The sequence below is a fragment of the Sphingomonas sp. LR60 genome (assembly GCF_036855935.1).
Taxonomy (GTDB): domain Bacteria; phylum Pseudomonadota; class Alphaproteobacteria; order Sphingomonadales; family Sphingomonadaceae; genus Sphingomonas.
Genome location: NZ_JASPFK010000001.1, coordinates 1,483,761 through 1,507,638 on the forward strand (window position 1 = coordinate 1,483,761; position 23,878 = coordinate 1,507,638).

The 23,878-nt window shown below is 65.1% G+C and carries 18 protein-coding genes and 1 other annotated feature; of the genes, 10 read left to right on the forward strand and 8 right to left on the reverse strand.

The annotated features are described in order from the left end of the window. Nucleotides 1-17 precede the first annotated feature (17 nt). The 5 genes from QP166_RS06785 to QP166_RS06805 all read left to right on the forward strand — a co-directional run bounded on the left by QP166_RS06785 (nucleotide 18) and on the right by QP166_RS06805 (nucleotide 8,062). Entirely contained in the window at nucleotides 18-716 is a 699-nt protein-coding gene (locus QP166_RS06785; RefSeq protein WP_443027246.1) for a nucleotidyltransferase family protein, read from the forward strand. After that, a complete protein-coding gene (gene addB / locus QP166_RS06790) occupies nucleotides 709-3,684 on the forward strand; it encodes a double-strand break repair protein AddB (RefSeq protein ID WP_333915237.1) in 2,976 nt (991 codons plus the stop codon). Before QP166_RS06785 ends, addB begins: the two co-directional genes overlap by 8 nt. A gap of 81 nt (nucleotides 3,685-3,765) precedes the next feature. Then, on the forward strand, nucleotides 3,766-7,215 hold the full coding sequence (gene addA / locus QP166_RS06795) for a double-strand break repair helicase AddA (RefSeq protein ID WP_333915238.1): 3,450 nt from the start codon (nucleotides 3,766-3,768) through the stop codon (nucleotides 7,213-7,215). Nucleotides 7,216-7,262: 47 nt separating this feature from the next. After that, the gene (trxA, locus tag QP166_RS06800) at nucleotides 7,263-7,586 is read left to right on the forward strand and encodes a thioredoxin TrxA (protein ID WP_028966059.1); all 324 of its coding nucleotides are present in this window, start codon (nucleotides 7,263-7,265) and stop codon (nucleotides 7,584-7,586) included. Further along, nucleotides 7,586-8,062: a hypothetical protein gene (locus QP166_RS06805; protein WP_333915239.1), complete on the forward strand. Its 477-nt coding sequence runs from the start codon at nucleotides 7,586-7,588 to the stop codon at nucleotides 8,060-8,062. Before trxA ends, QP166_RS06805 begins: the two co-directional genes overlap by 1 nt. 76 nt (nucleotides 8,063-8,138) lie before the next feature. Here QP166_RS06805 and QP166_RS06810 read toward each other — a convergent pair whose 3' ends face one another. Together QP166_RS06810 and argJ are read right to left on the reverse strand one after the other, a co-directional pair. Continuing rightward, entirely contained in the window at nucleotides 8,139-8,750 is a 612-nt protein-coding gene (locus tag QP166_RS06810; RefSeq protein ID WP_333915240.1) for a glutathione S-transferase family protein, read from the reverse strand. An 8-nt stretch (nucleotides 8,751-8,758) separates the two neighbouring features. Beyond that, entirely contained in the window at nucleotides 8,759-9,985 is a 1,227-nt protein-coding gene (argJ, locus tag QP166_RS06815) for a bifunctional glutamate N-acetyltransferase/amino-acid acetyltransferase ArgJ (RefSeq protein WP_333915241.1), read from the reverse strand. 46 nt (nucleotides 9,986-10,031) lie between these two features. Here argJ and QP166_RS06820 point away from each other — a divergent pair, with 46 nt between their 5' ends. The 4 genes from QP166_RS06820 to QP166_RS06835 all read left to right on the forward strand — a co-directional run bounded on the left by QP166_RS06820 (nucleotide 10,032) and on the right by QP166_RS06835 (nucleotide 15,862). Beyond that, the gene (locus tag QP166_RS06820; protein WP_333915242.1) at nucleotides 10,032-10,892 is read left to right on the forward strand and encodes a TonB family protein; all 861 of its coding nucleotides are present in this window, start codon (nucleotides 10,032-10,034) and stop codon (nucleotides 10,890-10,892) included. A 58-nt stretch (nucleotides 10,893-10,950) separates the two neighbouring features. Next, the gene (locus QP166_RS06825; RefSeq protein WP_333915243.1) at nucleotides 10,951-11,205 is read left to right on the forward strand and encodes a hypothetical protein; all 255 of its coding nucleotides are present in this window, start codon (nucleotides 10,951-10,953) and stop codon (nucleotides 11,203-11,205) included. 87 nt (nucleotides 11,206-11,292) lie between these two features. Then, complete coding sequence (gene secA / locus QP166_RS06830) at nucleotides 11,293-14,028, forward strand: preprotein translocase subunit SecA (RefSeq protein WP_333915244.1); 2,736 nt, start codon at nucleotides 11,293-11,295, stop codon at nucleotides 14,026-14,028. A 226-nt stretch (nucleotides 14,029-14,254) separates the two neighbouring features. After that, nucleotides 14,255-14,310 (forward strand) — a sequence feature (sul1 is cis-regulatory element that is thought to sense ions involved in sulfur or methionine metabolism; They are found in Alphaproteobacteria). 67 nt (nucleotides 14,311-14,377) lie between these two features. Then, complete coding sequence (locus tag QP166_RS06835) at nucleotides 14,378-15,862, forward strand: SulP family inorganic anion transporter (protein WP_333915245.1); 1,485 nt, start codon at nucleotides 14,378-14,380, stop codon at nucleotides 15,860-15,862. 48 nt (nucleotides 15,863-15,910) lie between these two features. Here the strand turns inward: QP166_RS06835 and QP166_RS06840 are convergent, their stop codons facing one another. Next, nucleotides 15,911-16,519: a CC0125/CC1285 family lipoprotein gene (locus QP166_RS06840; protein ID WP_333915246.1), complete on the reverse strand. Its 609-nt coding sequence runs from the start codon at nucleotides 16,517-16,519 to the stop codon at nucleotides 15,911-15,913. Nucleotides 16,520-16,931: 412 nt separating this feature from the next. On the opposite strand from QP166_RS06840, the gene QP166_RS06845 reads away from it, so the two are divergent. Next, entirely contained in the window at nucleotides 16,932-18,122 is a 1,191-nt protein-coding gene (locus QP166_RS06845) for an acyltransferase family protein (protein WP_333915247.1), read from the forward strand. A 1-nt stretch (nucleotide 18,123) separates the two neighbouring features. Here the strand turns inward: QP166_RS06845 and QP166_RS06850 are convergent, their stop codons facing one another. The 5 genes from QP166_RS06850 to QP166_RS06870 all read right to left on the reverse strand — a co-directional run bounded on the left by QP166_RS06850 (nucleotide 18,124) and on the right by QP166_RS06870 (nucleotide 23,531). Beyond that, nucleotides 18,124-18,909 (reverse strand): glycosyltransferase family 32 protein, encoded by a 786-nt coding sequence (locus QP166_RS06850; protein ID WP_333915248.1) that lies wholly within the window; start codon nucleotides 18,907-18,909, stop codon nucleotides 18,124-18,126. Nucleotides 18,910-19,069: 160 nt separating this feature from the next. Continuing rightward, nucleotides 19,070-20,068: a hypothetical protein gene (locus QP166_RS06855; protein WP_333915249.1), complete on the reverse strand. Its 999-nt coding sequence runs from the start codon at nucleotides 20,066-20,068 to the stop codon at nucleotides 19,070-19,072. A gap of 49 nt (nucleotides 20,069-20,117) precedes the next feature. After that, nucleotides 20,118-20,492, reverse strand: coding sequence for a type II toxin-antitoxin system PemK/MazF family toxin (locus QP166_RS06860; RefSeq protein WP_333915250.1), 375 nt, complete (start codon nucleotides 20,490-20,492; stop codon nucleotides 20,118-20,120). Nucleotides 20,493-20,692: 200 nt separating this feature from the next. Further along, complete coding sequence (locus QP166_RS06865) at nucleotides 20,693-22,216, reverse strand: oligosaccharide flippase family protein (protein WP_333915251.1); 1,524 nt, start codon at nucleotides 22,214-22,216, stop codon at nucleotides 20,693-20,695. 307 nt (nucleotides 22,217-22,523) lie between these two features. Continuing rightward, entirely contained in the window at nucleotides 22,524-23,531 is a 1,008-nt protein-coding gene (locus QP166_RS06870) for an acyltransferase family protein (protein ID WP_333915252.1), read from the reverse strand. Nucleotides 23,532-23,878 lie beyond the last annotated feature (347 nt).

Below are 23,878 nucleotides of genomic sequence, written 5' to 3' on the forward strand. Positions count from 1 at the left end.
GCGTCCCGCGCACCGCGATGGTGATGGCGGCGGGAGTCGGCAAGCGGATGCGCCCGTTGACTGCGACGCGGCCCAAGCCGCTGGTCGAGGTGCGCGGGCGCGCATTGATCGACCATGTGTTCGATCGCCTGCGGTCCGCTGGAGTCGAGCGCGCGGTGGTCAATGTCCATTATCTCGCCGACGCGCTGGAGGCGCATCTGCGCCACCGAGTCCACGATATCGAGGTGATCGTCTCCGACGAGCGCGCGCAATTGCTGGAGACCGGCGGAGGGATCGTCCGCGCGCTGCCGTTATTGGGCGAGGAGCCGTTCATCGTCGTCAACGGCGACAATCTCTGGCTCGACGGCCCGACCGACGCGATCCGCCAGCTTGCCGATCGATGGGACGACGCGTCGATGGATGCGCTCTTGCTGATGGTGCCCTACGCCCGCGCCCACAATCATAGCGGGCAGGGCGATTTTCATCTCGCGGCCGATGGAAGGATCAGCGGTCGGCGCAAGCCCGGTCGCGTCGCGCCTTTCGTCTTCACCGGCGTGCAGATCGTGTCGCCGCGGTTGATCCATGATTGGCCACAAGGGCCGTTTTCGACCAACCTGTTCTGGGATCGCGCGATCGCGGCGGGACGCGGCTATGGCCTCGTCCACCAGGGGCTGTGGTCCGAGGTAAACGTGCCGCGCGCCATCGCGCGAACCGAGGCGCTGCTCGCGGATGGTTGATCCCGCCCCGCCGTCGGAGCGGGGGCTGCGGCTCTATACCATCCCCGCGCATCGTGCCTTTGCCGATGCGCTGGTCGCGGGACTGTTGCGGCGGTTCGGTGGCGACCGGCTGGCATTGGCCCGCGGGACGGTGCTGGTACCCAATAATCGCGGGGGGCTGGCAGTGCGTGAGGCGTTCGTGCGTGCGAGTGGCGGCGCGCTGCTTCTGCCGCGGATCGTCGCGCTGGGTGGCGAGGAACTGGACACCGGGATTGGCGCTGCGCTCGATCCGGCCGATGCGGCACCGCCGCTGCCGGCGGCGATCGATCCGCTGCAACGACGGATGATCCTGGCGCGGCTTGTCGAGGAGGAGCGCGCTGCAGACGGTCGCCCCGTCGACGCGGCGGAAGCAGTACGGCTGGCGGGGGAGCTTGCCGCGACGCTGGACCAACTGATCGTCGAGGAAGTGCCGCCCGCGCGGCTCGCGGCGATCGATCCCGGCGAAGGGCCGTCCGACCATTGGGAGGCGTCGCTACGCCTCTTCCGTCTGCTGCTCGACCGCTGGCCTGCCGAGCGCGACCGGCTGGGTGCGATGGATGCTGCGGAGCGCCGTATTCGCTTGCTCGATCAGCAGGCCGCCCGCTGGCGCGCCGCGCCGCCCGACCAATTCATTTGCGCGGCCGGCATTACCGACCCCGCCCCCGCGGTGGCGCGGCTGTTGCGCACGGTCGCGGAATTGCCGCAGGGGATGGTGGTCTTCGCCGATCTGGATCTGACGCTTCCCGAGGAGGAATGGGCGGCACTCGGCCCCCATGCTCCGGATCCTGTCACGGGATTGCGGGCGCGATCGATCGAGGTGCACCCGCAATTTCACCTCAAGCTGCTGCTGGAACGGATCGGAGCGGCGCGCGACGAAGTGTCGCGCTGGACCGCGGGCAGCGAGCATGATGCGACCGCCGCCCGCGGCCGCGCGATTGCCAACGCGCTCGCGCCGGCGCGCTTCACTGCCAAATGGACGCAGCTCGAGGCCGCCGACCGGCGACTGACCGGGGTCACGGCGGTCGAACTCGCGACGCCGGCCGAGGAAGCACAGGCCATCGCGCTCAAGCTGCGCGAGGCGGTCGAGACGCCGGGGTTGACCGCTGCACTGGTCACGCCCGACCGGATGCTGGCGCGTCGCGTTGCGGCGCACTGCCGGCGCTGGAATATCGAAGTCGACGACAGCGCGGGCCGGGCGCTCGCGATCCTGCCACCGGGGACGCTGCTGACCGCGATCATCGAAGCGGCTGCGCAGGATTTCGCCCCGATGGCGCTACTTACGTTGCTCAAGCACCCGCTGGTGCGGCTTGGCGAAGGGCGTGGCGAGTGGCTCGATGGCGTGCGGCGGCTGGACCTCGCGCTGCGCGGCCCGCGGCCCGCGCCGGGGCTCGACCGGATCGACCGACACCTCGCCGCAAGGCCTGCCTTTGCCCGCGCCGCCGAATGGTGGCGTTCGGCGCGCCCGTTGCTGGAGCCCGTGGCGCGCGGGTTCGGCGCAGCGATGGCGACGCTGCCGGGGCTGGTCGCGTGCCTCCGCGAGGCGGCGGACCTACTGGCGGGCGAGGAAGCGTGGCGCGGTCCGGCGGGGCGTGCCGCGGCGGATCTGCTGACCGGGCTGGAGACGCAGGCACCGCTTGGGCCGCAGCGGATCGCGCCGGCAGGGTTCGCGCCGCTGCTGCGGATGCTGATGGACGAGATCGCGATCCGGCTGTTGCCGCGCGAGCGCCATCCGAGGCTCGCGATCTACGGACTGATGGAGGCGCGGCTGCAACGCGCCGACCTGATGATCCTGTCGGGACTTAACGAAGGGACATGGCCGGGCTTGCCTGCGCCCGACCCATGGTTGGCGCCGCGCGTCCGCGCCGAGCTGGGTTTGCCGGGGCTCGACCGTGGCATCGGGGTTGCCGCGCATGATTTCGGACAGGCGCTGGGCGCAAAGCAGGTCGTGCTGACTCGCGCGCGTCGTGACGCGCGGTCGCCGGCACTTGCGTCGCGTTTTTGGTTGCGGCTGGAGGCGATGACGGGCGAGCGGTTTCCGCGGGACGGGACGCTGGCGGCGTGGGCGCGCGCCTTGGATGGGACGCGCGTGCCGATCCCCGCCGACCGCCCCGCGCCGTTGCCGCCCGCGCGACTGCGGCCACGTCAGATTTCGGTGACGGAGGTCGACCGGCTCAAGGCCGATCCATTCGCCTTCTACGCGCGGAGGATCCTCAAACTTTCCTCGCTGGATCCGGTAGATGCCGATCCCAGCGCGGCGTGGCGCGGCACCGCGGTTCATGCCGTGCTGGAGGCATGGGCGCGCGAGGATGGGTGCGATGCGGAGAAGCTGCTCCCGCGCGCGCTGACGTTGCTCGCCGACCCCGCGACCCACCCGCTGCTTCGCGCCTTGTGGCAGCCGCGGCTGGTCGCGGCGTTCGAATGGGTCGCCGGCAAGACGCTCGCCGACCGCGCCGCGGGACGCATTGTGCTCGCAGTTGAGGGGCGTGGTACCACCGAGCTGTCCAAAATAGCAGTGACGGGGCGCTTCGATCGCATCGATCGGATGCCGGATGGCGGGCTCGGGATCATCGATTACAAAACCGGGAAGGCTCCGTCGGTCGCGGCAGTGCGTGGCGGCTTCAACCTGCAACTCGGGCTGCTCGGCGCGATCGCGGAGGCGGGCGGGTTCGTCGATGTGAGCGGGCAGGCGAGCGCGTTCGAATATTGGTCGCTGGCGAAAAAGGGCGAGACGTTCGGCTCGGTATCGAGCCCCGCGGACCCGGCGGGGAAGGGCGGGCGGATCATGACCGACGATTTCGTTCGCGCCGCACGCGACAGCTTCGCCGAGGCGGCGGCGCGTTGGCTGACCGGAGAGGAGCCGTTCACCGCCAAGCTGCACCCGGAGTTCGCGCCCTATGCGGAGTACGACCAGTTGATGCGGCGCGACGAATGGTATGGTCGCGATGTTTGACGTCGATCGTCGTGGCCGCGTGAGTGGCGTAGGTCCGGGGTTCTGGATCCCCGCCTTCGCGGGGATGACGGAGGCGCACGGATGACGCCGCGCGCTGTCACCCCGCTGCCGCAGTTGAAGGATGCGCAGCTGCGCGCCAGTCGGCCGGAGGCGCATGTCTGGCTTTCCGCGTCGGCGGGCACCGGCAAGACGCAGGTGCTGGCGGCGCGCGTCTTCCGGCTGTTGCTCCGCGACGTCGAGCCCGGTGCGATCCTCTGCCTTACCTTCACCAAGGCTGGCGCGGCGGAGATGGCCGCGCGCGTCAATCGACAGCTCGCCGCCTGGGTACGGATGCCCGACACCGAACTCGGCGCCGATCTCGCCGCGCTCGGTGAACCGCCGACACCGGAGCGTCGTGCCCGCGCGCGCACGCTCTTCGCTCGGGTCCTCGACGCGCCCGGCGGCGGGCTTCGCATCCAGACGATCCACGGTTTCTGTCAGGGCCTGCTCGCGGCCTTCCCGATCGAGGCCGGGCTGGTCCCCGGCTTTCGACCTATCGAGCCGCGCGAGGAAGCGCTGCTCCGTCGGCAGGCGCTCTCCGATCTGCTGGTGCAGGCCGAACGGGAAGGGCGCACCCGCCCGGTCGAGACGATCGGTGCGCTCAGCGTCCGGCTCGGCGAACAGGGCGCGGAGCAGTTCCTCGCCGATTGCGCGCGCGCGCATGATGCGCTGGAGGCGCTGCCCGCCGGGATCGCGCCGTTCATCCGTACGCAACTCGGCCTGCCGCTCGGTGATGTCGCCGCGCATATCCGCGATGCGTGTAGCGATGGCGCGATCGATCGGGCGACGCTCGACACGATCGCCGCGCTCAATCGTAATTGGGGGACCAAGAGCGGGATCGACCGCGCCGAGACGATCGGGGCGTGGCTGGCGGCGAGCGTCGAGGAACGCGCCGCGACGCTCGATCGACTGCACGGTGTCTGGGCGAAGAAGGACGGCGATCCGCTGTCATTCGGCAAGGGCCGCGCGCCTGCGGACTCTGATTATGCGGAACACGCGCTGCGGATGCACGGCTGGTGCGGCGAGTTGCTGTCACTGCGCGTGCGCGCCGCCTATGCCGACCGGCTTGGCGCGACGCTGGAGGTCGGGCGCGAATATGCGCGCGGCTATGCCGCCGCCAAGCGTTACAGCGGCGCGGTCGACTTCAACGACCTGATCGACGCCGCGGTCGCGCTGCTGCGGCAGGAAGGGATCGGCGAGTGGATCCGCTACAAGCTCGATCAGATTACCGAGCACGTGCTGGTTGACGAGGCGCAGGACACCAATGTCGCGCAATGGACGATCATCCGCGCGCTGGTGGATGAATATTTCGTCGGGCGCGGCGTCTATGCGCCGTCGGTGCGGACGTTGTTCACGGTCGGCGATCTGAAGCAGGCGATCTTCGGCTTCCAGGGCACCGATCCGATCAACTTCCTCGCCGCCGAGCGCTATTTTGCCGAGCGCGCGCGCGATGTCGAGGGCGACGACCTGATGCCCGATCATGAGCGTGGGCTGCCCTTCGACCGACTTTCGCTGACCGATTCCTTCCGGTCGACTGCACCGGTATTGGAGTTCGTCGATCAGGCGATCGCGACGGTCGGCGCGGGCGGGCTCGGGGCGGCCGAGGACATTCCGCCGCACGCCAGCCGCGTCACCGGACCGGGGGCGGTCGTGCTGTGGCCGCCGGTCGTGGCGGGAGCGACCGATGCCGAGGACGGCGGCGAGGAAGGCTGGATCGACGATGCGGTCCGCGCCAATGCCACCCGCATCGCGCAGGCCGTGAAACGCTGGCTCGGCCCTATCGAAGACGGTGGGTTGATGCTGGAGAGCAAGGGGCGCCGCCTGCGCCCCGAGGACGTGATGATCCTCGTCAAGCGTCGTGGCGAGCTGGCGCAATTGCTGGTCGCGCGGCTCTATGCCGAGGGCGTACCCGTCGCTGGGGTCGATCGACTGCGACTGTCCGCGCCGCTCGCGGTGCAGGATCTGCTCGCCGCGGTGCGCTTCGTGCTTCAGCCCGATGACGATCTCAGCCTCGCCAGCCTGCTCGTCTCGCCGCTGATCGGCTGGACGCAGGACGAGTTGATGATGCGCGCGGTCGAGCGGCAGGGATCGCTGTGGCGACACCTGTCGCGCCATCATGCCGCACACGTCACCGAACTGGCAGGGCTGCTCGCCAGCGCCGACTTCGACACGCCCTATCGGTTTCTGGAGATGCTGTTGTCGGGGCCGCTCGACGGACGGCGCAAGCTGTTGGCGCGGCTCGGCGAGGAAGCGCGCGACCCGATCGAGGAACTGCTCAACGCCGCACTCGATTTCGAGACTGGCTCGACGCCGTCGTTGCAGCGTTTCCTCGATTGCTTCGAGCGCGACGATGTCGAGATCGTTCGCGACGCCGCTGCGCCGCTCGATGCGGTGCGGGTGATGACGGCGCATGGCGCGAAGGGCTTGCAGGCGCCGCTGGTGATCCTTGCCGACGCCACCGCCGACCCCGACGCGAGCCCACGATCGACATTGATGTGGACGCCCGAGGGGATGGACAAGCCGATCCCGGTGTTCCGCCCCCGAACCGCCGAGCGCGCCGGCGCGATCGATGCGGCGATGGCGCAGGTCGAGGAGCGTGAGCGTCAGGAGCATTGGCGGCTGTTCTACGTCGCCGCGACGCGTGCCGAGGAGCGGCTGGTGATCGCTGGCTCGCTGAGCGCCAAATGGCAGGGTGTGACACCCGAAGCGAGCTGGTACGCCGCCGCCGCGCGCACGTTCGACGCGCTTGAGGTCCCGGGTGAGGGCGAGCGGGTGTTCGCCGGGCGCAGGCCCGCAATGCCGGTCGCGGTCAAGGGCGGGGCGGGCGATGCTGACGAAGGCGCTACCCTGCTGCCTGACTGGGCACGTCGGCCCGCTCCCGAAGACGCCAAGCCGCCACGCCCGCTGACCCCGTCGTCGGTCGGCGACGACGTAGTGAGCGATGCGCCGGCGGCACCCGCCGCGCGCGACGCGGCCGAACGCGGCACGTTAATGCACGCACTCTTCGAGCGGCTTCCTCCGCTTGCGCCCGCCGTGCGCGAGGCGGCGGCGCTGCGCTGGCTCAGTGCGCGCGGGGTGAGCGATCCGCAAGGCGTGCTCCGCCCGGTCATGGCGGTGCTGGACGATCCCGGCTACGCCGCCTTGTTCGGCCCCGCCGCGCTCGCCGAAGCGCCGATCGCCGCGACCTTGCCGAGCGGGCGCGTGATCTCAGGGACGATCGACCGGCTGCTGATCGGCGACGGCGTGGTGCGCGCCATCGACTTCAAGACCGGGCGCAGCGTTCCCGACAGCATCGAGGGAGTGCCGGACTATCACCGTCGCCAGATGGCTGCCTATCATGCGGCGCTGGAGGTGATCTTTCCGGGCACGCGCGTCGAGGTGGCGTTGCTCTACACCGCGGCGCCGCGGTTGATCGAATTGCCCGCCGCGCTGCTCGACCCCGTCAAGCGCCGCTTCTCCGGCCCGGAGCAAAGCTTGGCCATCGGTGGTTGAGCGAGCGCATCCCGCACCCTAATTTGATGGCTTCCAAGGAGAATGACATGGCCACCAAGAAGATCACCGACGCCAGCTTCCAGACCGACGTGCTGTCCGCCGATAAGCCGGTGCTGGTCGATTTCTGGGCGGAATGGTGCGGCCCGTGCAAGATGATCGGCCCGTCGCTGGAAGAAATCAGCGAGGAACTGGGCGAGCAGGTGACGATCGCCAAGCTGAACATCGACGAGAATCCCGACGCGCCGGGCCAGTATGGCGTGCGCGGTATTCCGACGATGATCCTCTTCAAGGGCGGCGTCCCGGCCGCTACCAAGGTCGGTGCCGAGCCGAAGGGGCGGCTGAAGGCATGGCTCGAGGGTGAACTGGGCTGATGTTGCTGGCGGCGCTGCTGTTGATGCAGGGCGCCGCCATGGTTCCGGTCCTGGCCGAGACGCCGCAGTGTCGGCGTGAAGAGCGGTCGGGCGGTGCGGTGGTCGTGATCCGCGGGCCGGATCGTGATTGTCGCCGGTTTCGCGCGCCGCGATCCTTCGACGGTGTGTGGATCGACGAATTCGAAGGCTCCCGTTTTATCGAGGGTGCGCGAAGCTACGACGAGGCACGACGGCGGCTGGCGTCCGATCCGAATGTCTATTGGCTGGCGATCGACGACAAGAGCAAGATCGCGAAGGTCGTGCCTCGGCGGTATGGCACTGCTTACCGTATCCGGCTGATCGCGCGGGAGATGCTGCCCGAGGCGGGGCGATCGCGGTTCAGTCTGCCGGGCTTCGGTCACATGGGGATGTGGTACCGGAGCATATTGGTCGACGCGGTTGAGTCAGCCGAGGTGATCCGTGCCGCGCCTGAATGATGACGTCGGGGATCGAGCTTTGGTCAGGCTGACATAGGACCGATCCGACCGTGGTTCGATGTCATGCCAGCGCGCGCTAGCTTAGCGGGATCATCACGTTATCGGCGTAGCCCGGTCGCGTCTTGAGCCGCTCGTACCAGTCCGCGAGATGCGGCAGCGGCTCGCGGGCCAGTGCGAGCGCGAAGAACGTTTGCGCGTACACGCCCATCGGCACGTCGCCGAGGCCGAACGTCTCGCCCGACAGCCACGGCTGCGTGGCGAGCGCGGCGTCGAGGACCGTCATCATTCGGTTGCAGGCCACCGTCGCCTGCTCGATCGCATCGGCGTTGCGCTGGTCGCCTGGCTGACGGACGAGGCCGAAGAACGCCGGACGCTGCGCCTCGGCATAGCCGAACTGCCAGTCCATCCAGCGATCCGCGAGCGCGCGGCGCACCGGATCGGCGGGCCACAATGCATCGCCGCCGTGCCGCGCCGCCAGATAGCGCAGGATCGCGTTCGACTCCCACAGCACGATGTCGGCATCGTCGATCGTCGGGATCAGCGCATTGGGGTTCTTCGCGCGATAGGCGTCGTCCATCCCGAACGCGCCGCCGACGTCGTGGCGCTCATAGGGGAGCCCCAGCTCCTCGGCGAGCCACACGACCTTCTTGACGTTGTGCGAGTTCAGCCGTCCCCAGATCGTCAGCATAGCCCGGCTCAGCTACGATAGTCGGCGTTGATCGAAATGTAGCCGTGCGTCAGGTCGCAGGTCCATACCGTCGCGCGGCCTTCACCCAGCCCGAGGTCGACCCCGATCTCGATCTCGGCGCCCTTCAGATGCGCCGCGACCGGGGCTTCGTCATAGCCGATCACCGCCAGCCCGCCCTCGGCGACCTGCGTGGCGCCGAAGCGGATCGCTAGCCGGTCGCGTTCGGCGGGCTCGCCGGCCTTGCCGACCGCCATCACCACGCGGCCCCAATTGGCGTCCTCGCCCGCGATCGCGGTCTTCACCAGCGGTGAATTGGCGATCGACATCGCGATGCGATGCGCGGAGCGGTCGCTCTCCGCGCCCTCGACCGTCACCTCGATCAACTTTGTCGCGCCTTCGCCGTCGCGCACCACCAGCAGCGCGAGTTGACGGCAGACGTCCGCGAGCGCGGCGCGGAAGGCATCGGCGCCGTCGCTGTCGTCGTCGGCCAGCGGGGTGTTGCCCGCTGCGCCGGTCGCGAACGCCAGGACGGTGTCGCTGGTCGAGGTGTCGCCGTCGACCGTGATGCACGAGAAGGTGCGCGTGTTCGCCGCCGCAAGCGCCGCCTGCAGGAACGGTGCCTCGACCGCGGCGTCGGTGAAGATGAAGCCGAGCATCGTCGCCATGTCGGGCGCGATCATTCCCGAGCCCTTGATGATCGCGGCGATCGTGATCGTGCGGCCATCCACCACCGCCGTCGCGGTCGCGCCCTTGGGATAGGTGTCGGTGGTGCCGATCGTCTCCGCCGCCGCGTGCCAGTTCGCTTCCGGCGCGACGAAGGCGGTGGCCAAGCCGGCCTGCGCCTTGTCGATCGGCAGCGGCACGCCGATCACCCCGGTCGAGGCGACGAACACGTCGGACGGGCGGCAACCGATCGTCTGCGCGGTCTGCGCCGCGATCGCTTCGACCGCCTCCCGCCCGCGATTGCCGGTGAAGGCGTTGGAGTTGCCGGCGTTGACGACCAGCGCGCGGGCCTCGCCGAGCACCAGCGCCTTGCGGCACCATTCGACCTCGGGCGAGGGGCATTTCGATTGCGTGAGCACGCCGGCCACGGTGGTCCCCGGGGTGAACTCGGCGAGGGTGAGGTCGGTGCGATCCCATTCCTTGTAGCGTGCCTTGGCGACGCGCAGGCGGACGCCGGCGATCGCCGCCATTTCGGGGAAGGGCGTGGCGAGCGGGGAGATGGACGTCGACATGACCGCCCCATAAGCTGCGTCGCGGCACAGGCAAAGGGGCGATGCGATGCAGTGGTGGTGGGCGATCGCGGCGGCGCTGGTCAGTGGAGCGGCATCGGCGCAAGGGACGCTGGAGCGCCGCGCGCAGGTCATCCATCCCGAGGAATGGCTTGGCCCCGAACATTATCCGCCGGCGGCGCTGCGGGCCGGCGAGCAGGGCCGCGTGGTCGTGGCGGTCGACGTGGATGCGGACGGCAAGCCATCGGGATGCCGGGTGAGCGAGCCGGGGAACCTGCCGATCCTGGAGAGCAGTACCTGTCAGGCGGTGATGAGCGGGGGTGAGTTCGCACCGGCACTTGATCGGCGGGGACGCCCGGTCACCAGCACGCTGATCATGCCCGTGCGCTGGGTCATCCCGGTATCGCCGGTCGCGCCGACGCAATTGCCCGTGGCGGGACCGATCGACTTCGCGTGGCGCCTGTCGTTCGCGGCCGACGACCAAGTCCTGTCGTGCGAGTCGCGCATCGACGGGCGTCCGCTGCCGATGCCGGCCAACGTCTGTGCGACGATATCGCACTACGACCCGGCAAAGCTGCGTGCGCAGGCGAAGCTGGTCGGGCCGTTCAGCATCGCGACGACCGTCTCGACCCGCTTCGGCGACACCCCGCCGCCGCTGCCGGCGGCATCATGGCCCGGCAAGGAATTGCTCGTCGCCGAAGTGCGTCAGCACCTCGATGCGAATGGAAAGGGGAGCGGGTGCGAAGCGCATTTCACCGGGGAGCTGGCGGCGCGTGCACAAACGATCGTGCCCGCCGATCCGTGCGTCAGCGACCCGCGCCTTCGCGACGCGATCGACAAGATGGGCACGTCGCATCCACAACACATGTTGCTCGTAACCCGCATGACGTTGCTTCCCGCCCCGAATTGATGGTTTACGCGTGCGCGGGCGGTGGACGTGTCGCCGCCCTCATCCTATGTCCGGCGTCGTGAATCTGCTGCTCATCCTTTCCGCATTGCTTTCCGCGCTGACCGGCGTCGGGGCGGCGGCGCGTCAGCCGCAGGTTGCGCAGGCGGTGGCGCAGCAGGTGAAGGCCGCCGCGATCGCCTCTGCTGCGCGACGTCTCGCCACGCGCCCGGCGCAACCGCGCGCGACGCTCGTGGCCAGCAGCACCATGCCGGTCGCGCGCACTTTTGCGATAGTCGCGATCGAGCCGATCTTCGCGAGCCGTCGGCGCGAATAGCGCGGCGTCCGCTTCGTCACGCCACTTCTTCCCGCGCGGCCGCCCGACACCGGCCGCCGCGCCGCTTCCAGATACAGGATCACGCCCATGTTCGGCGGTATTGCCAAATCGCTCTTCGGTTCGTCCAACGACCGTTACGTCAAGTCGCTCAACCCGATCCTCGCCAAGATCGCCTCCTACGAGCCGGCGTTGCAGGCGATGGACGACGCCACGCTGTCCAACCAGACCGTGTTGTTTCGCGAGCGGCTGGCGAATGGCGAAACGCTGGACCAATTGCTTCCCGAGGCATTCGCGACCGTCCGCGAGGCGGCCAAGCGCGTGCTGGGACAACGGCACTATGACGTGCAGATGGTCGGCGGCATCGTGCTTCATCGCGGCGAGATTGCCGAGATGCGCACCGGTGAAGGCAAGACGCTGGTCGCGACGCTCGCCACCTATCTCAATGCGCTGCCGGGCGAGGGCGTCCACGTCATCACCGTCAACGATTATCTCGCCAGCCGCGACGCCGACTGGATGGGCCGCGTCTATCGCTTCCTGGGGCTGACCACCGGCGTGATCGTGCCGAACCTGTCGGACGAAGAGCGCCGCAACGCCTACGCGGCCGACATCACGTACGGCACGAACAACGAATTCGGCTTCGATTACCTGCGCGACAACATGAAGTATGAGCGCAACCAGATGGTGCAGCGCACGTTCGCGATGGCGATCGTCGATGAAGTCGATTCGGTCCTGATCGACGAAGCGCGCACCCCGCTGATCATCTCGGGCCCGACCGACGACAAGTCCGAGCTGTACATCAGCGTCGACGCGATCGTGAAGCAGCTCAACGAAGAGGATTACGAGAAGGACGAGAAGCAGAAGTCGATCGTCCTGACCGAAGACGGCACCGAGCGTGCCGAGCGGATGCTCGAGGCCGCCGGGCTGTTGCAGGGTGCGAACCTGTACGATTTCGAGAACACGCAGGTCGTCCACCACCTGAACCAGGCGCTGCGTGCGAACGCGATGTTCAAGCGCGACACCGATTACATCGTCAAGGACGACAAGGTCGTCATCATCGACGAATTCACCGGGCGCATGATGGACGGCCGCCGCTGGTCGGACGGGCTCCACCAGGCGGTCGAGGCGAAGGAGGGCGTCAATATCGAGCCCGAGAACCAGACGATGGCCTCGATCACCTTCCAGAACTACTTCCGCATGTACCCGAAGCTGGCCGGGATGACCGGCACCGCGGCGACCGAGGCGGCCGAGTTCTACGACATCTACAAGATGAACGTCGTCACGATCCCGACGAACAAGCCGGTGCACCGCGTCGACGAAGAGGACGAGTTCTACAAGGATACGCAGGACAAGTTCCGCGCGATCGCCAAGAAGATCCGCGAACATGCCGAAACCGGCCAGCCGGTGCTGGTCGGCACGGTGTCGATCGAGAAGTCCGAGCTGCTCAGCGAATTCCTGCGGCAGGAAGGCGTCGATCACTCGGTACTCAACGCGCGCTACCACGAGCGCGAGGCGCATATCGTGGCGCAGGCCGGGCGGCTGGGCGCGGTGACGATCGCTACCAATATGGCGGGCCGCGGCACCGACATTCAGCTGGGCGGCAACCTCGAGATGCGCGTCGAGGACGAACTGGCCGGGATGCCCGAGGGGCCAGAGCGCGAGGCCGCGATCGAACAGATCCGCGCCGAGATCGCGGTCGAGAAGCAGAAGGTGCTCGAAGCCGGCGGACTGTTCGTGCTGGCGACCGAGCGGCACGAGAGCCGCCGTATCGACAACCAGCTGCGTGGCCGGTCGGGGCGCCAGGGCGATCCGGGCCTTAGCCGCTTCTACCTGTCGCTGGACGACGATCTGCTGCGTATCTTCGGGCCGGACACGCTGTTCGCCAAGATGATGCGCAACAACATCAACGATGGCGAGGCGATCGGCAGCAAGTGGCTGACCAAGGCGATCGAGACCGCGCAGAAGAAGGTCGAGGCGCGCAACTACGATATCCGCAAGCAGGTCGTCGAGTACGACGACGTGATGAACGATCAGCGTAAGGTGATCTACGAGCAGCGCGCCGACATCATGGATGCCGACACGGTCGGCGACGTGGTGACCGACATGCGCGCCGAGACGGTCAATGCGATCGTCGGCGAAGCGTGCCCGCCCAATTCGTATCCCGAACAATGGGATGTCGAGGGGATGAAGACGCGGCTCGCCGAGGTGCTCAATATTACCCCGCCGGTGGATGATTGGTTGAACGAAGACGCGCTCGATCCCGAGATCGTCACCGAGCGCGTGCTGGCCGAAGCCGACGCGATGGTCGAGGCCAAGGCCGCCGAGCTGGACACCGCGACATGGACGCAGGTCGAGAAGTCGATCCTGCTCCAGAACCTCGATCATCACTGGAAGGAGCATCTTTCGACGCTCGACGCGTTGCGCCAGGTCGTCCACCTGCGCGCCTATGCGCAGAAGACGCCGATCAACGAGTATAAGCAGGAGGCATTCAACCTCTTCCAGCGGATGCTCGACGCGATTCGCGAGGATGTGACGCGCACGATTGCCTACGCGCAGTTCCAGATGCAGGCACCGCCAACGCTGCCCGACCTGCCGGACTTCATCACCACGCACTTCGACCCGTTCACCGGCGAGGACAATTCCAACGACATCGATGCCGGTACGCGTGGGCTGGTGACGACGACGATCCCGCCGCTCCAGATCCCGCAGCCGACCGCTGCCGATCTCGGCGACGATCCGGCGAGCTGGGAAGGTGTCGTCAGCCGCAACGCGCCTTGCCCGTGTGGTTCGGGTCGCAAGTACAAGCATTGCCACGGCGCAGCGTGAGGTAAGGAGGGCTGTTCCTTCGTTGTCCCGGTGATTGGATTAACCGCGGGGCACTTGGGTTGCCGCCCTTTCGCCGTCATTGCGAGCGTAGCGAAGCAGTCCAGAGCGTCGTGGTTCGGCGCGGAATTGCTTCGCCGTGCTCGCAATGACGGACACTGACGTTCCGCGCGCCGCGTACAACCTCTTGCCCCGACCAGCCCGCATCGCCTAAAGGCACCGGCATCCGCATGGACCCGGTGAAAATCCGGGTGGCTATCCCGGCCGCCGACCCGCCGGGCAACCTCCACGTATCATCCTGAACTCAGCGTCTCATGTAGGCGCCGATACGTGCTGTGGTTTCAACAGACTCATGACCAACATCATCTCTCACTTCCGATCCGCGTGGTGCGCGGATCTTGGCGAGGCGCGCCGCGAAATCCTCGCCGGTATCGTCGTCGCGCTCGCACTGATCCCCGAGGCGATCGGCTTCTCGATCATTGCCGGAGTCGATCCGCGCGTCGGCCTTTATGCCTCGATCGCGATTGCGATCGTCATCTCGCTGCTTGGCGGACGGCCGGCGATGATCTCCGCCGCGACCGCGGCGGTCGCGGTGGTCGTCACCCCCTTGGTGCGTCGCTACGGCGTCGATTATCTGTTTGCCGCCACGATGCTGATGGCGGTGATCCAGATCGTCGCCGGGCTGTTGCGGCTCGACCTGCTGATGCAGTTCGTCTCCCGCTCGGTGATTACCGGCTTCGTCAACGCACTGGCGATCCTCATCTTCATGGCGCAGCTGCCGCAACTCACCGGCGTCACCTGGCATAGCTTTGCACTGGTTGCCGGGGGATTGGCGATCATCTACCTGTTGCCGCGTGTGACGAAGGCGGTGCCGTCGCCGCTGGTGGCGATCGTCGTTCTGACGGTGCTGGCGATTACGCTCGGCCTTCCGGTGCGCACCGTGGGGGACATGGGGCGGCTGCCCGAAGGGCTGCCGTCGCTGACTCTGCCGCAGGTGCCGCTGACACTCGACACGTTACGCATCATCCTGCCCTATTCGCTGACGATGGCGGCGGTCGGCCTGCTCGAGTCGATGCTGACCGCGCAGATCGTCGACGACATGACCGACACCGAAAGCGACAAGCGGCGCGAGTGTATGGGGCAGGGCGGGGCGAACTTCGCCGCCGCGCTGGTCGGCGGGATGGGCGGCTGCGCGATGATCGGGCAATCGGTCATCAACGTCACCTCGGGCGGGCGCAAGCGGCTCTCGACCTTCATCGCCGGCGCGTTCCTGCTGTTCCTGCTCGCGGTACTCGGGCCGGTGGTCGGGCGGGTGCCGATGCCGGCGCTGGTCGCGGTGATGATCATGGTGTCGATCGGCACGTTCAGCTGGAATTCGATCCCCAACCTGCGCCGGCACCCGCCGACGTCCTCGATCGTGATGCTCGTCATCGTCGCCGTGGTGGTCGCCACGCGTGACTTGGCGCAGGGCGTCATGGCGGGCGTGCTGCTGTCGGGGATCTTCTTCGCCGGCAAGGTGCGGCGGATGTTCGCGGTCGTGCGGGAGCCGGGTGATCCGGTTCGCTACCGCGTGCGCGGCGAGATCTTCTTCGCCTCGGTCGATCTGTTCACGCGTGCCTTTGCGGCGGAAGGCGCGGCCTCGATCATCATCGACGTGTCGGAGGCGCACTTCTGGGACATCTCGGGTGTCGGTGCGCTCGACAAGATCGTCGCGCGGTTGCGGCGCGACGGTGCGACGGTGGAGGTGGTCGGCTATAACGACGCCAGCGCGGACTTGATCGACCGTTTCGCGCTCCATGACAAGACGGGCTTCGAACTCGGCGCCGTCCCGCATTGAGGTCATGAGAAAGGGCATCGGTCACCCGGACCGATGCCCTTCCGGTGCTTAGGACGCCTTGGGCAGCCGGATGGTCGGGCCGATCGAGTCGACCACCGCGCGCGCGTTGAACGCCCGCACGTTGCCGCGATCGGGCGTGCCCTTGAACATCACGATCTCAGCCGACGCTTCGTAGCGATCAACGGTGCGGATATCCTGACCGCCGCCGAAACCGCCCCACTGGCCGCCCCAGAACGGGTCCCAGGCGCGATAGCCGAACCCGCGACCGTAGAAGCCCCAGCGCGGGCCCCACAGACCACCACCGAAGGCGCCGAAGCCGGGGCCCCAGCCACCACCGAAGCCCGGCGTCGAATAGGTGCGCGCCTGACGATCGGTATCGCGATCGGCCATCACGAAATAATCGAAGCCGTTCTGCAGCGTCAGCTCGGCGGAGCGGAACAGCAGATAGCGCTCGACGACATCGCGGTCGGTCACGGTGTTGCCGGCGAAGGTGACACGATAGCGGTTCGGTTCGATCCGCATATCGCTGTAGCCGGTACGGTAGAAGCCGCTGCCGGTTGCGGGCCGATAGGCAGTCTCGGTCGCGCAGGCCGCGACCAGCGTCGTGCTGGCCGCCAGGGCCACCACCATCGCCGAGCGACCAAACTTCATCATCATGGCGTACTCTCCAACGCACCCGGGCGGTGCGACGAACCGTCGCATAGCCGAGATGAGTGGAACGTGCGATGAACGAAAATGCTCCGGCCCTCCGAAGCGGGCGAATCCGCTGATTTTTGCGATCGACGTGCTGCATGATTTTGGGATGATTTGCCGAGCTGCGGCATCCTCCAGCCAATTGATTTCAGCGAGCGCTATAGTGGGCGGGAACATACCTATGGGCGGCCGGAAATGGAGGGTCGGGGTACAGCTGGGTTTATAGTTAACGCCTTGGTTCGTGCACGTTAACTCTATCACATTCTGTGCCAAAATGTGTCGCGGTCATCCGTCGGCTGCAGCGTCAGAAGCTTGCTTCGATATTCGATCTACTTGATTGAGCCGCATCGCGATTGAATAGCAAGCGGGGCGGGGGATGGCTGCGGCCGATAGAGTTACAGATGGCGCGCGAGAAGCGGCGCCGACTTCGTCGCGATACCCGAACTTTGACGTTCTGCGTCTGATCGCCGCCAGCAGCGTGATGTTTTCGCATGCCTTTGCCATTACGGAAGGCCATGAGCGATCCGAACCTTTCGTGCGTCTGCTCGGCCCTGGCAATATCGTTGGCGTCTACGCGGTCTATACATTCTTCATCATCAGCGGCTTTCTGATTACGCGGAGCTATAATCGAAGCAGCCTTGCCGATTACGTATTGAAGCGAGGCGCGCGCATCTTGCCCGGCCTCGCCGTATGTGTGACCGTTACATCGGCAACGGCGATGCTGATCGCATGGCGAGGTCAAGTACCTCTATCGGCGATGATCGCGAGCATTCGCTATATCATCAAGTCTATACTGTTCATCAACACCTCTGGTTTCAGTCTGCCTGGTGTCGTTTTCTCGCAAAATGACTTTGGGAAGATATTCAATGGCTGCCTTTGGTCGCTTGAGCCGGAGTTGGTATGCTATGTAGCGGTTGCTGCCCTCGGCATGACGGGGCTGCTTGGTCCTCGCGCCGCGCTGGCCGCCTTGATCGTCGGTTTCGTCACGCATTATAACGGATGGCTTGGCCGCGTCGGTCTTGTGATGCCGTTCTTTGCGGCTGGGGCGATGCTCTATTATTGGGAGGCTCGCCCAACCTTGTCGAAATCGACCGCTTTACTAGCAATCAGTGGCCTTGCGATCGGCGCCGCGGCGGGCATGCCATCGATCGCTTTCATCTTCTTCGGTTCTTGGCTCATCATCGCCTTGGCAACGGCGCGACACCAGATTGGCGGCGCCACTCGTTACGGTGATCTGTCCTACGGCATCTACCTCTACGGCTGGCCGATCGAGCAGACGGTGAGATATCTACTAGGCGACGCGGCGACTTGGTGGCTGGTGTTCCTGATCGCCCTTCCGCTTGCAATACTTGCGGCGCTCATCTCGTGGAGGTTCGTGGAGAAGCCGGCACTTCTCTTTTCCGGGTCACGCCGACCGTCGTACAGGGGCGCGGCATTTTTGCTCGGGCTCGAGCTAACCAACGATAAGCTGTCGCGAAACGGCTTGAAGAACGCTTCTTGGATTTCAAAGGCGATCGTAGCGGCCAACCCACTGAACTCGGGGAGGACGCTCTCCGATCGCGGATGAACTAAGGTCGCAACCAAGCGCGCAGGCGCTGCGCCGCGCGATAGGCCGCCTCCGCCGGTTGCCGTTGGAACGGCACCCGTACGATCGAATGGCGATGCAAAGAATAATGACTCTTGAAAACGTCGAGGTGCGAATACCCCTCGGCGATGCTGTAGTGGAGAGATATCGCCGTTTCGTCCGGCACCCGCCGATATGGTGCCGTATCGAGGATCGGCAGGATCGCGCGGGTATAGGCAATCGGCCCGGTCACTCGCTGCACGCCGATGCGGCCGACGCCGAAGCGCCACGATGAATAATGAGCGATGTTGCCCAGCACGCGTTCAATCACCGCTTCCAAGAACGGATGCTGCTCCCGGGCGATCACGTGCCATTGCTGGAACTCGCCTCCCGGCAGGTCGGCGAGATCGCGATGAAGGCCAAAGCCAGCATGTAGATCGCCGGGCTGATTTCGCCATTGGCTGATTATGTACTCATCGTCGGCCTGCAGCACTTCGTCGATCGGCTTTGAAAAGGAGCTCTTGATGTCGAGATAGATGCCCCCGCGTGCGTATACGGAGAGATAACGGAAAAAGTCCGCCCGTGCCGCGCCATATCGAGGGTCGATGCTGTGATAGGCTGTCAGCGTCTTCGCACCGTACGCATCGTTGATGAAGTCGGCGATATCGGCATCGTCGAATAGTTGAAACACATAATCCGGATTGCGCGCGATCATCTCGTCGCGCACCGACGCGATCTTCGGGGGCAGTTCCCTACGACCGAACGTTTGGATTACCAGCTTCGGAATCATCGACGTTTCCCCACATCTTGCGTCGCCGCAGCGTCCGCGTGCTCAGGCGTAGCGCCTTGCCTGAACGCGCGATATTCTCAAACTGCGGATGCCTCGTTCACACCAGCAGAGCCGCTTCTGAAGGGCGAACGGCGGTAAAGACGCTTTTGCTGTCCCGATGTCAGTGCCAAAGCGCGTCCGCCAGCTGCTCGCCCAGCCAATTCTCCTCCAGCAACCGCGCCGAATAGGCCAGCGCCCGAAGCTGGCGCGCGCGGAACGCGTCGGCATCGTGCGCGCGATGATCGCGCCGGACATAGTCGAGGAGTTGGTTCAGGTCGGAATAGGGGACGATCACGGCGAGCCGCTCGATCTCCTCGCGATCCGGAATGACCATGTCGGTATCGATCACGACCGGCACACGCCCGAACCGCAGCGCCTCGTACATGCGGAAGCTGTAATTCTCGCACCCTCGCGGACAAAGGACGTAGGTGTTCGACAGAAGATGCCGGCTAAACCGCTCGCGACTCCGTTCGGATCGGTCGAAGCCGTGCGTGTCGACAATGTCCACCGCAACGTCGCTGCCGGATGTGGCGCTGGCCGTCGCCGCGATCGCCTCGATCCGGGGGAAAGTCGGGAGAAACCGCAGAGGGACGCCACGCTCCTCCAGCATTGCCTGCCTTTGCAGTGAGCGGGCCAACGCGCCGCGCAGAATCCACTCCTTTGCCGCACGCGGCAGCCGCGCACAGAGTGTCGCCGCGCGCGATGAGGCGTAGGTCGATCCCATAAATCCTACCGTCAGCGAAGGCTTCTCCGTCCAGTCGACCGGTAGCGACCCCGGATCCGCCAGACCCCAGGGATGCGGCACGACCAGCAGCCTTTCGACTGCGCGCCAAGAGGCATAACCGGAAAAAGCGACCGAGATGTGCGGGCCTTCCACGAAATATTCTCGAGCGCCCGGGCAGAAGACGATCAGCTCGCCACTTGCCCGTGGTTCAAGCTTGCGCTTGATGCTGGCACAATGCGCCGACGACAGCGTGCCTGGCTTGAAGAAGTCGTAGGCGTCGACGATCACGTCGTGGCCGAACGGGCGAAGCGCCGCGGCGATCAGCGAGCCGTGGTCGATCACGTCGCCTTCCATGTAAACGACGCGGGTGGCACTGGCGATTGAGGTGGCGGCCATATCTCACTCGCTTGACGATCTCACGCACCCCTCTCGCTGAAAACTATCGTTAAAGCGACAGGCTTATCCTCAATGCCCGGTCGATGCGGTCCATCGCTTCCGCCCTGACGACCCCGCGATGATTGATGATCCGGCGGCGATCGATCGTTCGCACATGACCGCATTCGGCCGATGAATCGATGCTGTTGGGCATCAAAATTTCGGATGCTTTTAGCAGGACCTGCACTGGATATCCCTTGAACTGCTGCTCGCCAGTGAGCGGCACGACCTGCGTCAGCGGGGACACCGGGTTTCCCCGATCATTCTGGACGACGATGCAGGGACGTGAGTTGATCGTCCCGTAATTCATCTTTTCAACGCCTCTGGCGCCACCCAGATCGACATCGACGATGTCACCCCGCCTGATATCAATGCGTTCGTTCATGATGTCGATAGACCTTTTGTCTCGTACTAGCCTTCAGCAAAGGGAGGCTATAGTGCGGCCTGTTATGCGTATACGTGCGCAGGTTCTCGCAGTGATCCGCCGCGACACTTGGTGTTTGGGGCGGCGAAAGTGGGCATTTGCATCAACCTGCGTCGGATGCTCATGACGTCGCCGCAATCATTTGACAGCGGCGACGGACGTCAGGTCGCCCGAGGTGGCATAAAGCGCTTGATCGGCAGGTGCCGGGTCAGCGGTGCCAGAAGCGATCCCAGCTGGGACGAGGGCCAGACGAGGAGGGTGATGACAACGCCGCAGCCGAAGACCAACGCGAAGATCGTCCCCTGCATGATCGCATGGACGAACATTGAGCCGTCAAAATACTTCGACGGCAGTGCGATCGAGCATAGGAGTGCCGTCGCGGTGATGGCGACCGGCGCTGTCATGCAGACCACCCATTCGAGAATGGACGTCTGCGTCTGCTTGTTCGCGAGCGCGACGATCAGCGCGTGGAAAGCCGCGATCGCCACGACAACCAGCGCCGTCACCCCGGCGAGGCCGTATCGGCTTCCGAGCGCGCTGGCGAAAATGACAGCGATCGCGAACACGACTTGCCGCCAAAACGAAGAAAGAACGTTGCTGGCCGCGAAAGCGACCGCCTCGGCGACCTTCACATGGACTCGGAAGAACAGGCCGATGCTCAGGATCTGAAAAGGAACGATTGCCGAGGTCCAGCCGTCGCCTAGCACGATCTTGACGAGAACGGCGGAGAACAGAAAGGCCAGCGCGGCACCCGGCAACGCCAGGAAAGCCGCCGCCGTCGTCGCCTTCATGTACGCTGCCTTCAACCGCTGCCGATCGCCCCGCAGCTCGACGACCGCGGGATAGAATACGTTGCTGATCGAAGCGCCGATGAGGTTCACCGGCTTGTTCATCAAATTGTAGGCACGCGAATAAATGCCGAGCGCGGCCGCATCCATGGTCCGGCCGACGACGTAGTTGTCGCCGTTGAGAGCAACGTAGCTTGCGCATCCCATCAGGGAAAACCAGGCGGCATCCTTATAGCCCCTTATCGCCTCCCGCGTCGGAGCATCGATCAGGCCGAACAGCCCGCTCATACAGAGGAACGCCAACCAGAGCCCGGCTTGAACGACCAACCCGATGAGCAACGAAAGCGGTCCGAAGCCGAGAAGGGCGAGCAAGCACGTCAGGAAGTAAAGGCCGACGCCCTGCGATCCCGTTTCCGCGAAGGTTGCCGCCCCGAATTTCAGGTTCTTTCGTACGAGCGCATCAGCCAGAAAGGAGAGGAACAGCAGCGGGATCGTCAGGAGAACGAGGGATAGCTCGGTGCCGCTGATGACGATGCCGAAGAACTGCTCGATTACCGGCACCAATGCCAGCACCAGGAGGTCGGCGGTCAGCGCCAAGAGGCCGACGATGGCCAAGCCGGTTCCCGCCGCGCCCTTGCTCTCGATCCTGATCAATGCCTGGCCGACGGCGTAGGGGAATACGCCAAGGATGCCGATCAGAAGCTGGATGACGGTAAACCGCCCGAATTCCGCAGGCGAGATCAGCCGGGCGGTTATGCCGAGCGCGATGATGTTGGCCAACATCAAGCCAGCTCTGGAACCAAACGTAAGCGCAGCACCGCGCATGACAGATCGAGTTAGTGAACCCTTCATCGCCGCCCCCGGCCTTATAAATTTTCCACAACCGAGTTCGTCCATCGAAGCTTGGCGTGAGACGCCACTTCAAAAAGAAAACGAACTGGTCAACGCCGCGTAGCGTCGATCCCTTTGAAGTAAAGATTCAGGTTTATCGATGTTTCTTAGTATGGAACAATTATAATTCCTACCACAGCCGGCTCGAATGAATATTAAATTATATCTATGTGACTCAACGGGTTGTCAGGGATTTACCGCAACGTAGGTAGCTGGATAGAAGCTGGCACCGCGAAATATCTGCGTAACCCTCATTGCTCTACATATTCAACGTCTACTTTCAGTAACTTAGGCTGAGGCAAGTCAACGAAACTCAGCCAAAGACGTACTTGGCTGCGCGCGTGCGCTCCATGATCAGAATTGTCACGCAGGTCAGAATGGCGGTGCTGACCGACGCCAGCACGATCGCCAGCGGCCAAAGGGCGATGCGCTTGCAAAGCGTGACCATGACCAGATTGATTGGAGGATGGATCAGGTAGATCTGTAGAGATCTCGCCCCGATCCAGCGGGCCACCTGACTGCCGGTGAGGCCCCGCGCGATCGACACGATGACGCCGGCTCCCGAAATCAGTGCCGCGTCGGAGATGATCATCTCCAGGGGCGTGTCGATGCCGAAGATGCGATAATCGGCCAGCACGCTCTCCAGCCGGAAGTGGATGAGTGCGAGCGAGCTGAGAGCGAAGACCGCCGCGTTGACGGCGATCATCTTCCCGCGCCACTCAAGGCAGCGAAGCTGCATGAAAATCAACGCCGGAAGCAGGATGTAGGCTGCCAGCGCCGATCCAAGGGGAGCCATCGCGAGAACGGATCGAGGTACGGTCGGCAATCCCAGGTGTGCCACGCACGCGGCCGCGACGATCGCGATCTTGAGCTTCCGGTCGGCGAGGCCGTACCAGTTGTACAAGATGCAGAAGACGAAGAAGGCGGGAAGGAACCAGAGCAACTTAAGTCCCGTCGCTGCATCCAGCATCGGGGATGTTGCGACGAACAGGGCCGCGAACAACCTTAATGCCCAAGTCGCGAGGTCGACCTTTCCGTGCAGGAACTCCGACACGAAGAACAGAACGCCGTATATCGTGGTGAAGATGACATAAGGCTTCAGGAACGCGCGCCACATTCCGTAGAATGTCTTCCTGTTGAGTGGCCGAGGCCGCCCGAAGGTGGCAAGGAGGAAGAATGATCCGACGTGAAAGCTATAGATGAAAATATAGCCAGTGTAGTAGAGGTGGTCGTGGAAAATTCGATCGTGGCCGAGAACGACCAGCAAAATCAATATGGCCCTAATGACCAGCTTTACTGACTCTTCGTCTTGCGCGGTCATCATAATCTCTTAAGCGTATGCTTCTACAGCGAACTGTCGCCCCGCCGCCTTTCGCGGGCTACAATTCAAGATCGATGAAGGGTGCACCCCACTTGCGATGAGGGCCTTCGAAAGAACCGGCTGAGACATCGTGATGGCCGTCGCTTCGTCACAAGTGAGGTGATTTCGTAGAGGGGCGCACGCATCCCTGTTGGCGAGTTGCGCCATCAACAGCCTTTCTTCCATGAACTGGCACGCCTGACGTTTTCGTTCACTCGTATGTCGCTCCATCTTCCGTCGCACGCAGGGGGCGCACGTAACTGACGCGCAATCGACGCGATCTTTCGGATCTCGGTGCCCATCCGTGC

What these genes read in the sequence shown, in the direction of transcription:
- QP166_RS06785 (WP_443027246.1), top strand. Translation starts at nt 18, where the DNA reads ATGGTGATGGCGGCGGGAGTCGGCAAGCGGATGCGCCCGTTGACTGCG.
- addB (WP_333915237.1), top strand. Translation starts at nt 709, where the DNA reads ATGGTTGATCCCGCCCCGCCGTCGGAGCGGGGGCTGCGGCTCTATACC.
- addA (WP_333915238.1), top strand. Translation starts at nt 3,766, where the DNA reads ATGACGCCGCGCGCTGTCACCCCGCTGCCGCAGTTGAAGGATGCGCAG.
- trxA (WP_028966059.1), top strand. Translation starts at nt 7,263, where the DNA reads ATGGCCACCAAGAAGATCACCGACGCCAGCTTCCAGACCGACGTGCTG.
- QP166_RS06805 (WP_333915239.1), top strand. Translation starts at nt 7,586, where the DNA reads ATGTTGCTGGCGGCGCTGCTGTTGATGCAGGGCGCCGCCATGGTTCCG.
- QP166_RS06810 (WP_333915240.1), bottom strand. Translation starts at nt 8,750, where the DNA reads ATGCTGACGATCTGGGGACGGCTGAACTCGCACAACGTCAAGAAGGTC.
- argJ (WP_333915241.1), bottom strand. Translation starts at nt 9,985, where the DNA reads ATGTCGACGTCCATCTCCCCGCTCGCCACGCCCTTCCCCGAAATGGCG.
- QP166_RS06820 (WP_333915242.1), top strand. Translation starts at nt 10,032, where the DNA reads ATGCAGTGGTGGTGGGCGATCGCGGCGGCGCTGGTCAGTGGAGCGGCA.
- secA (WP_333915244.1), top strand. Translation starts at nt 11,293, where the DNA reads ATGTTCGGCGGTATTGCCAAATCGCTCTTCGGTTCGTCCAACGACCGT.
- QP166_RS06835 (WP_333915245.1), top strand. Translation starts at nt 14,378, where the DNA reads ATGACCAACATCATCTCTCACTTCCGATCCGCGTGGTGCGCGGATCTT.
- QP166_RS06840 (WP_333915246.1), bottom strand. Translation starts at nt 16,519, where the DNA reads ATGATGATGAAGTTTGGTCGCTCGGCGATGGTGGTGGCCCTGGCGGCC.
- QP166_RS06845 (WP_333915247.1), top strand. Translation starts at nt 16,932, where the DNA reads ATGGCTGCGGCCGATAGAGTTACAGATGGCGCGCGAGAAGCGGCGCCG.
- QP166_RS06850 (WP_333915248.1), bottom strand. Translation starts at nt 18,909, where the DNA reads ATGATTCCGAAGCTGGTAATCCAAACGTTCGGTCGTAGGGAACTGCCC.
- QP166_RS06855 (WP_333915249.1), bottom strand. Translation starts at nt 20,068, where the DNA reads ATGGCCGCCACCTCAATCGCCAGTGCCACCCGCGTCGTTTACATGGAA.
- QP166_RS06860 (WP_333915250.1), bottom strand. Translation starts at nt 20,492, where the DNA reads ATGAACGAACGCATTGATATCAGGCGGGGTGACATCGTCGATGTCGAT.
- QP166_RS06865 (WP_333915251.1), bottom strand. Translation starts at nt 22,216, where the DNA reads ATGGACGAACTCGGTTGTGGAAAATTTATAAGGCCGGGGGCGGCGATG.
- QP166_RS06870 (WP_333915252.1), bottom strand. Translation starts at nt 23,531, where the DNA reads ATGACCGCGCAAGACGAAGAGTCAGTAAAGCTGGTCATTAGGGCCATA.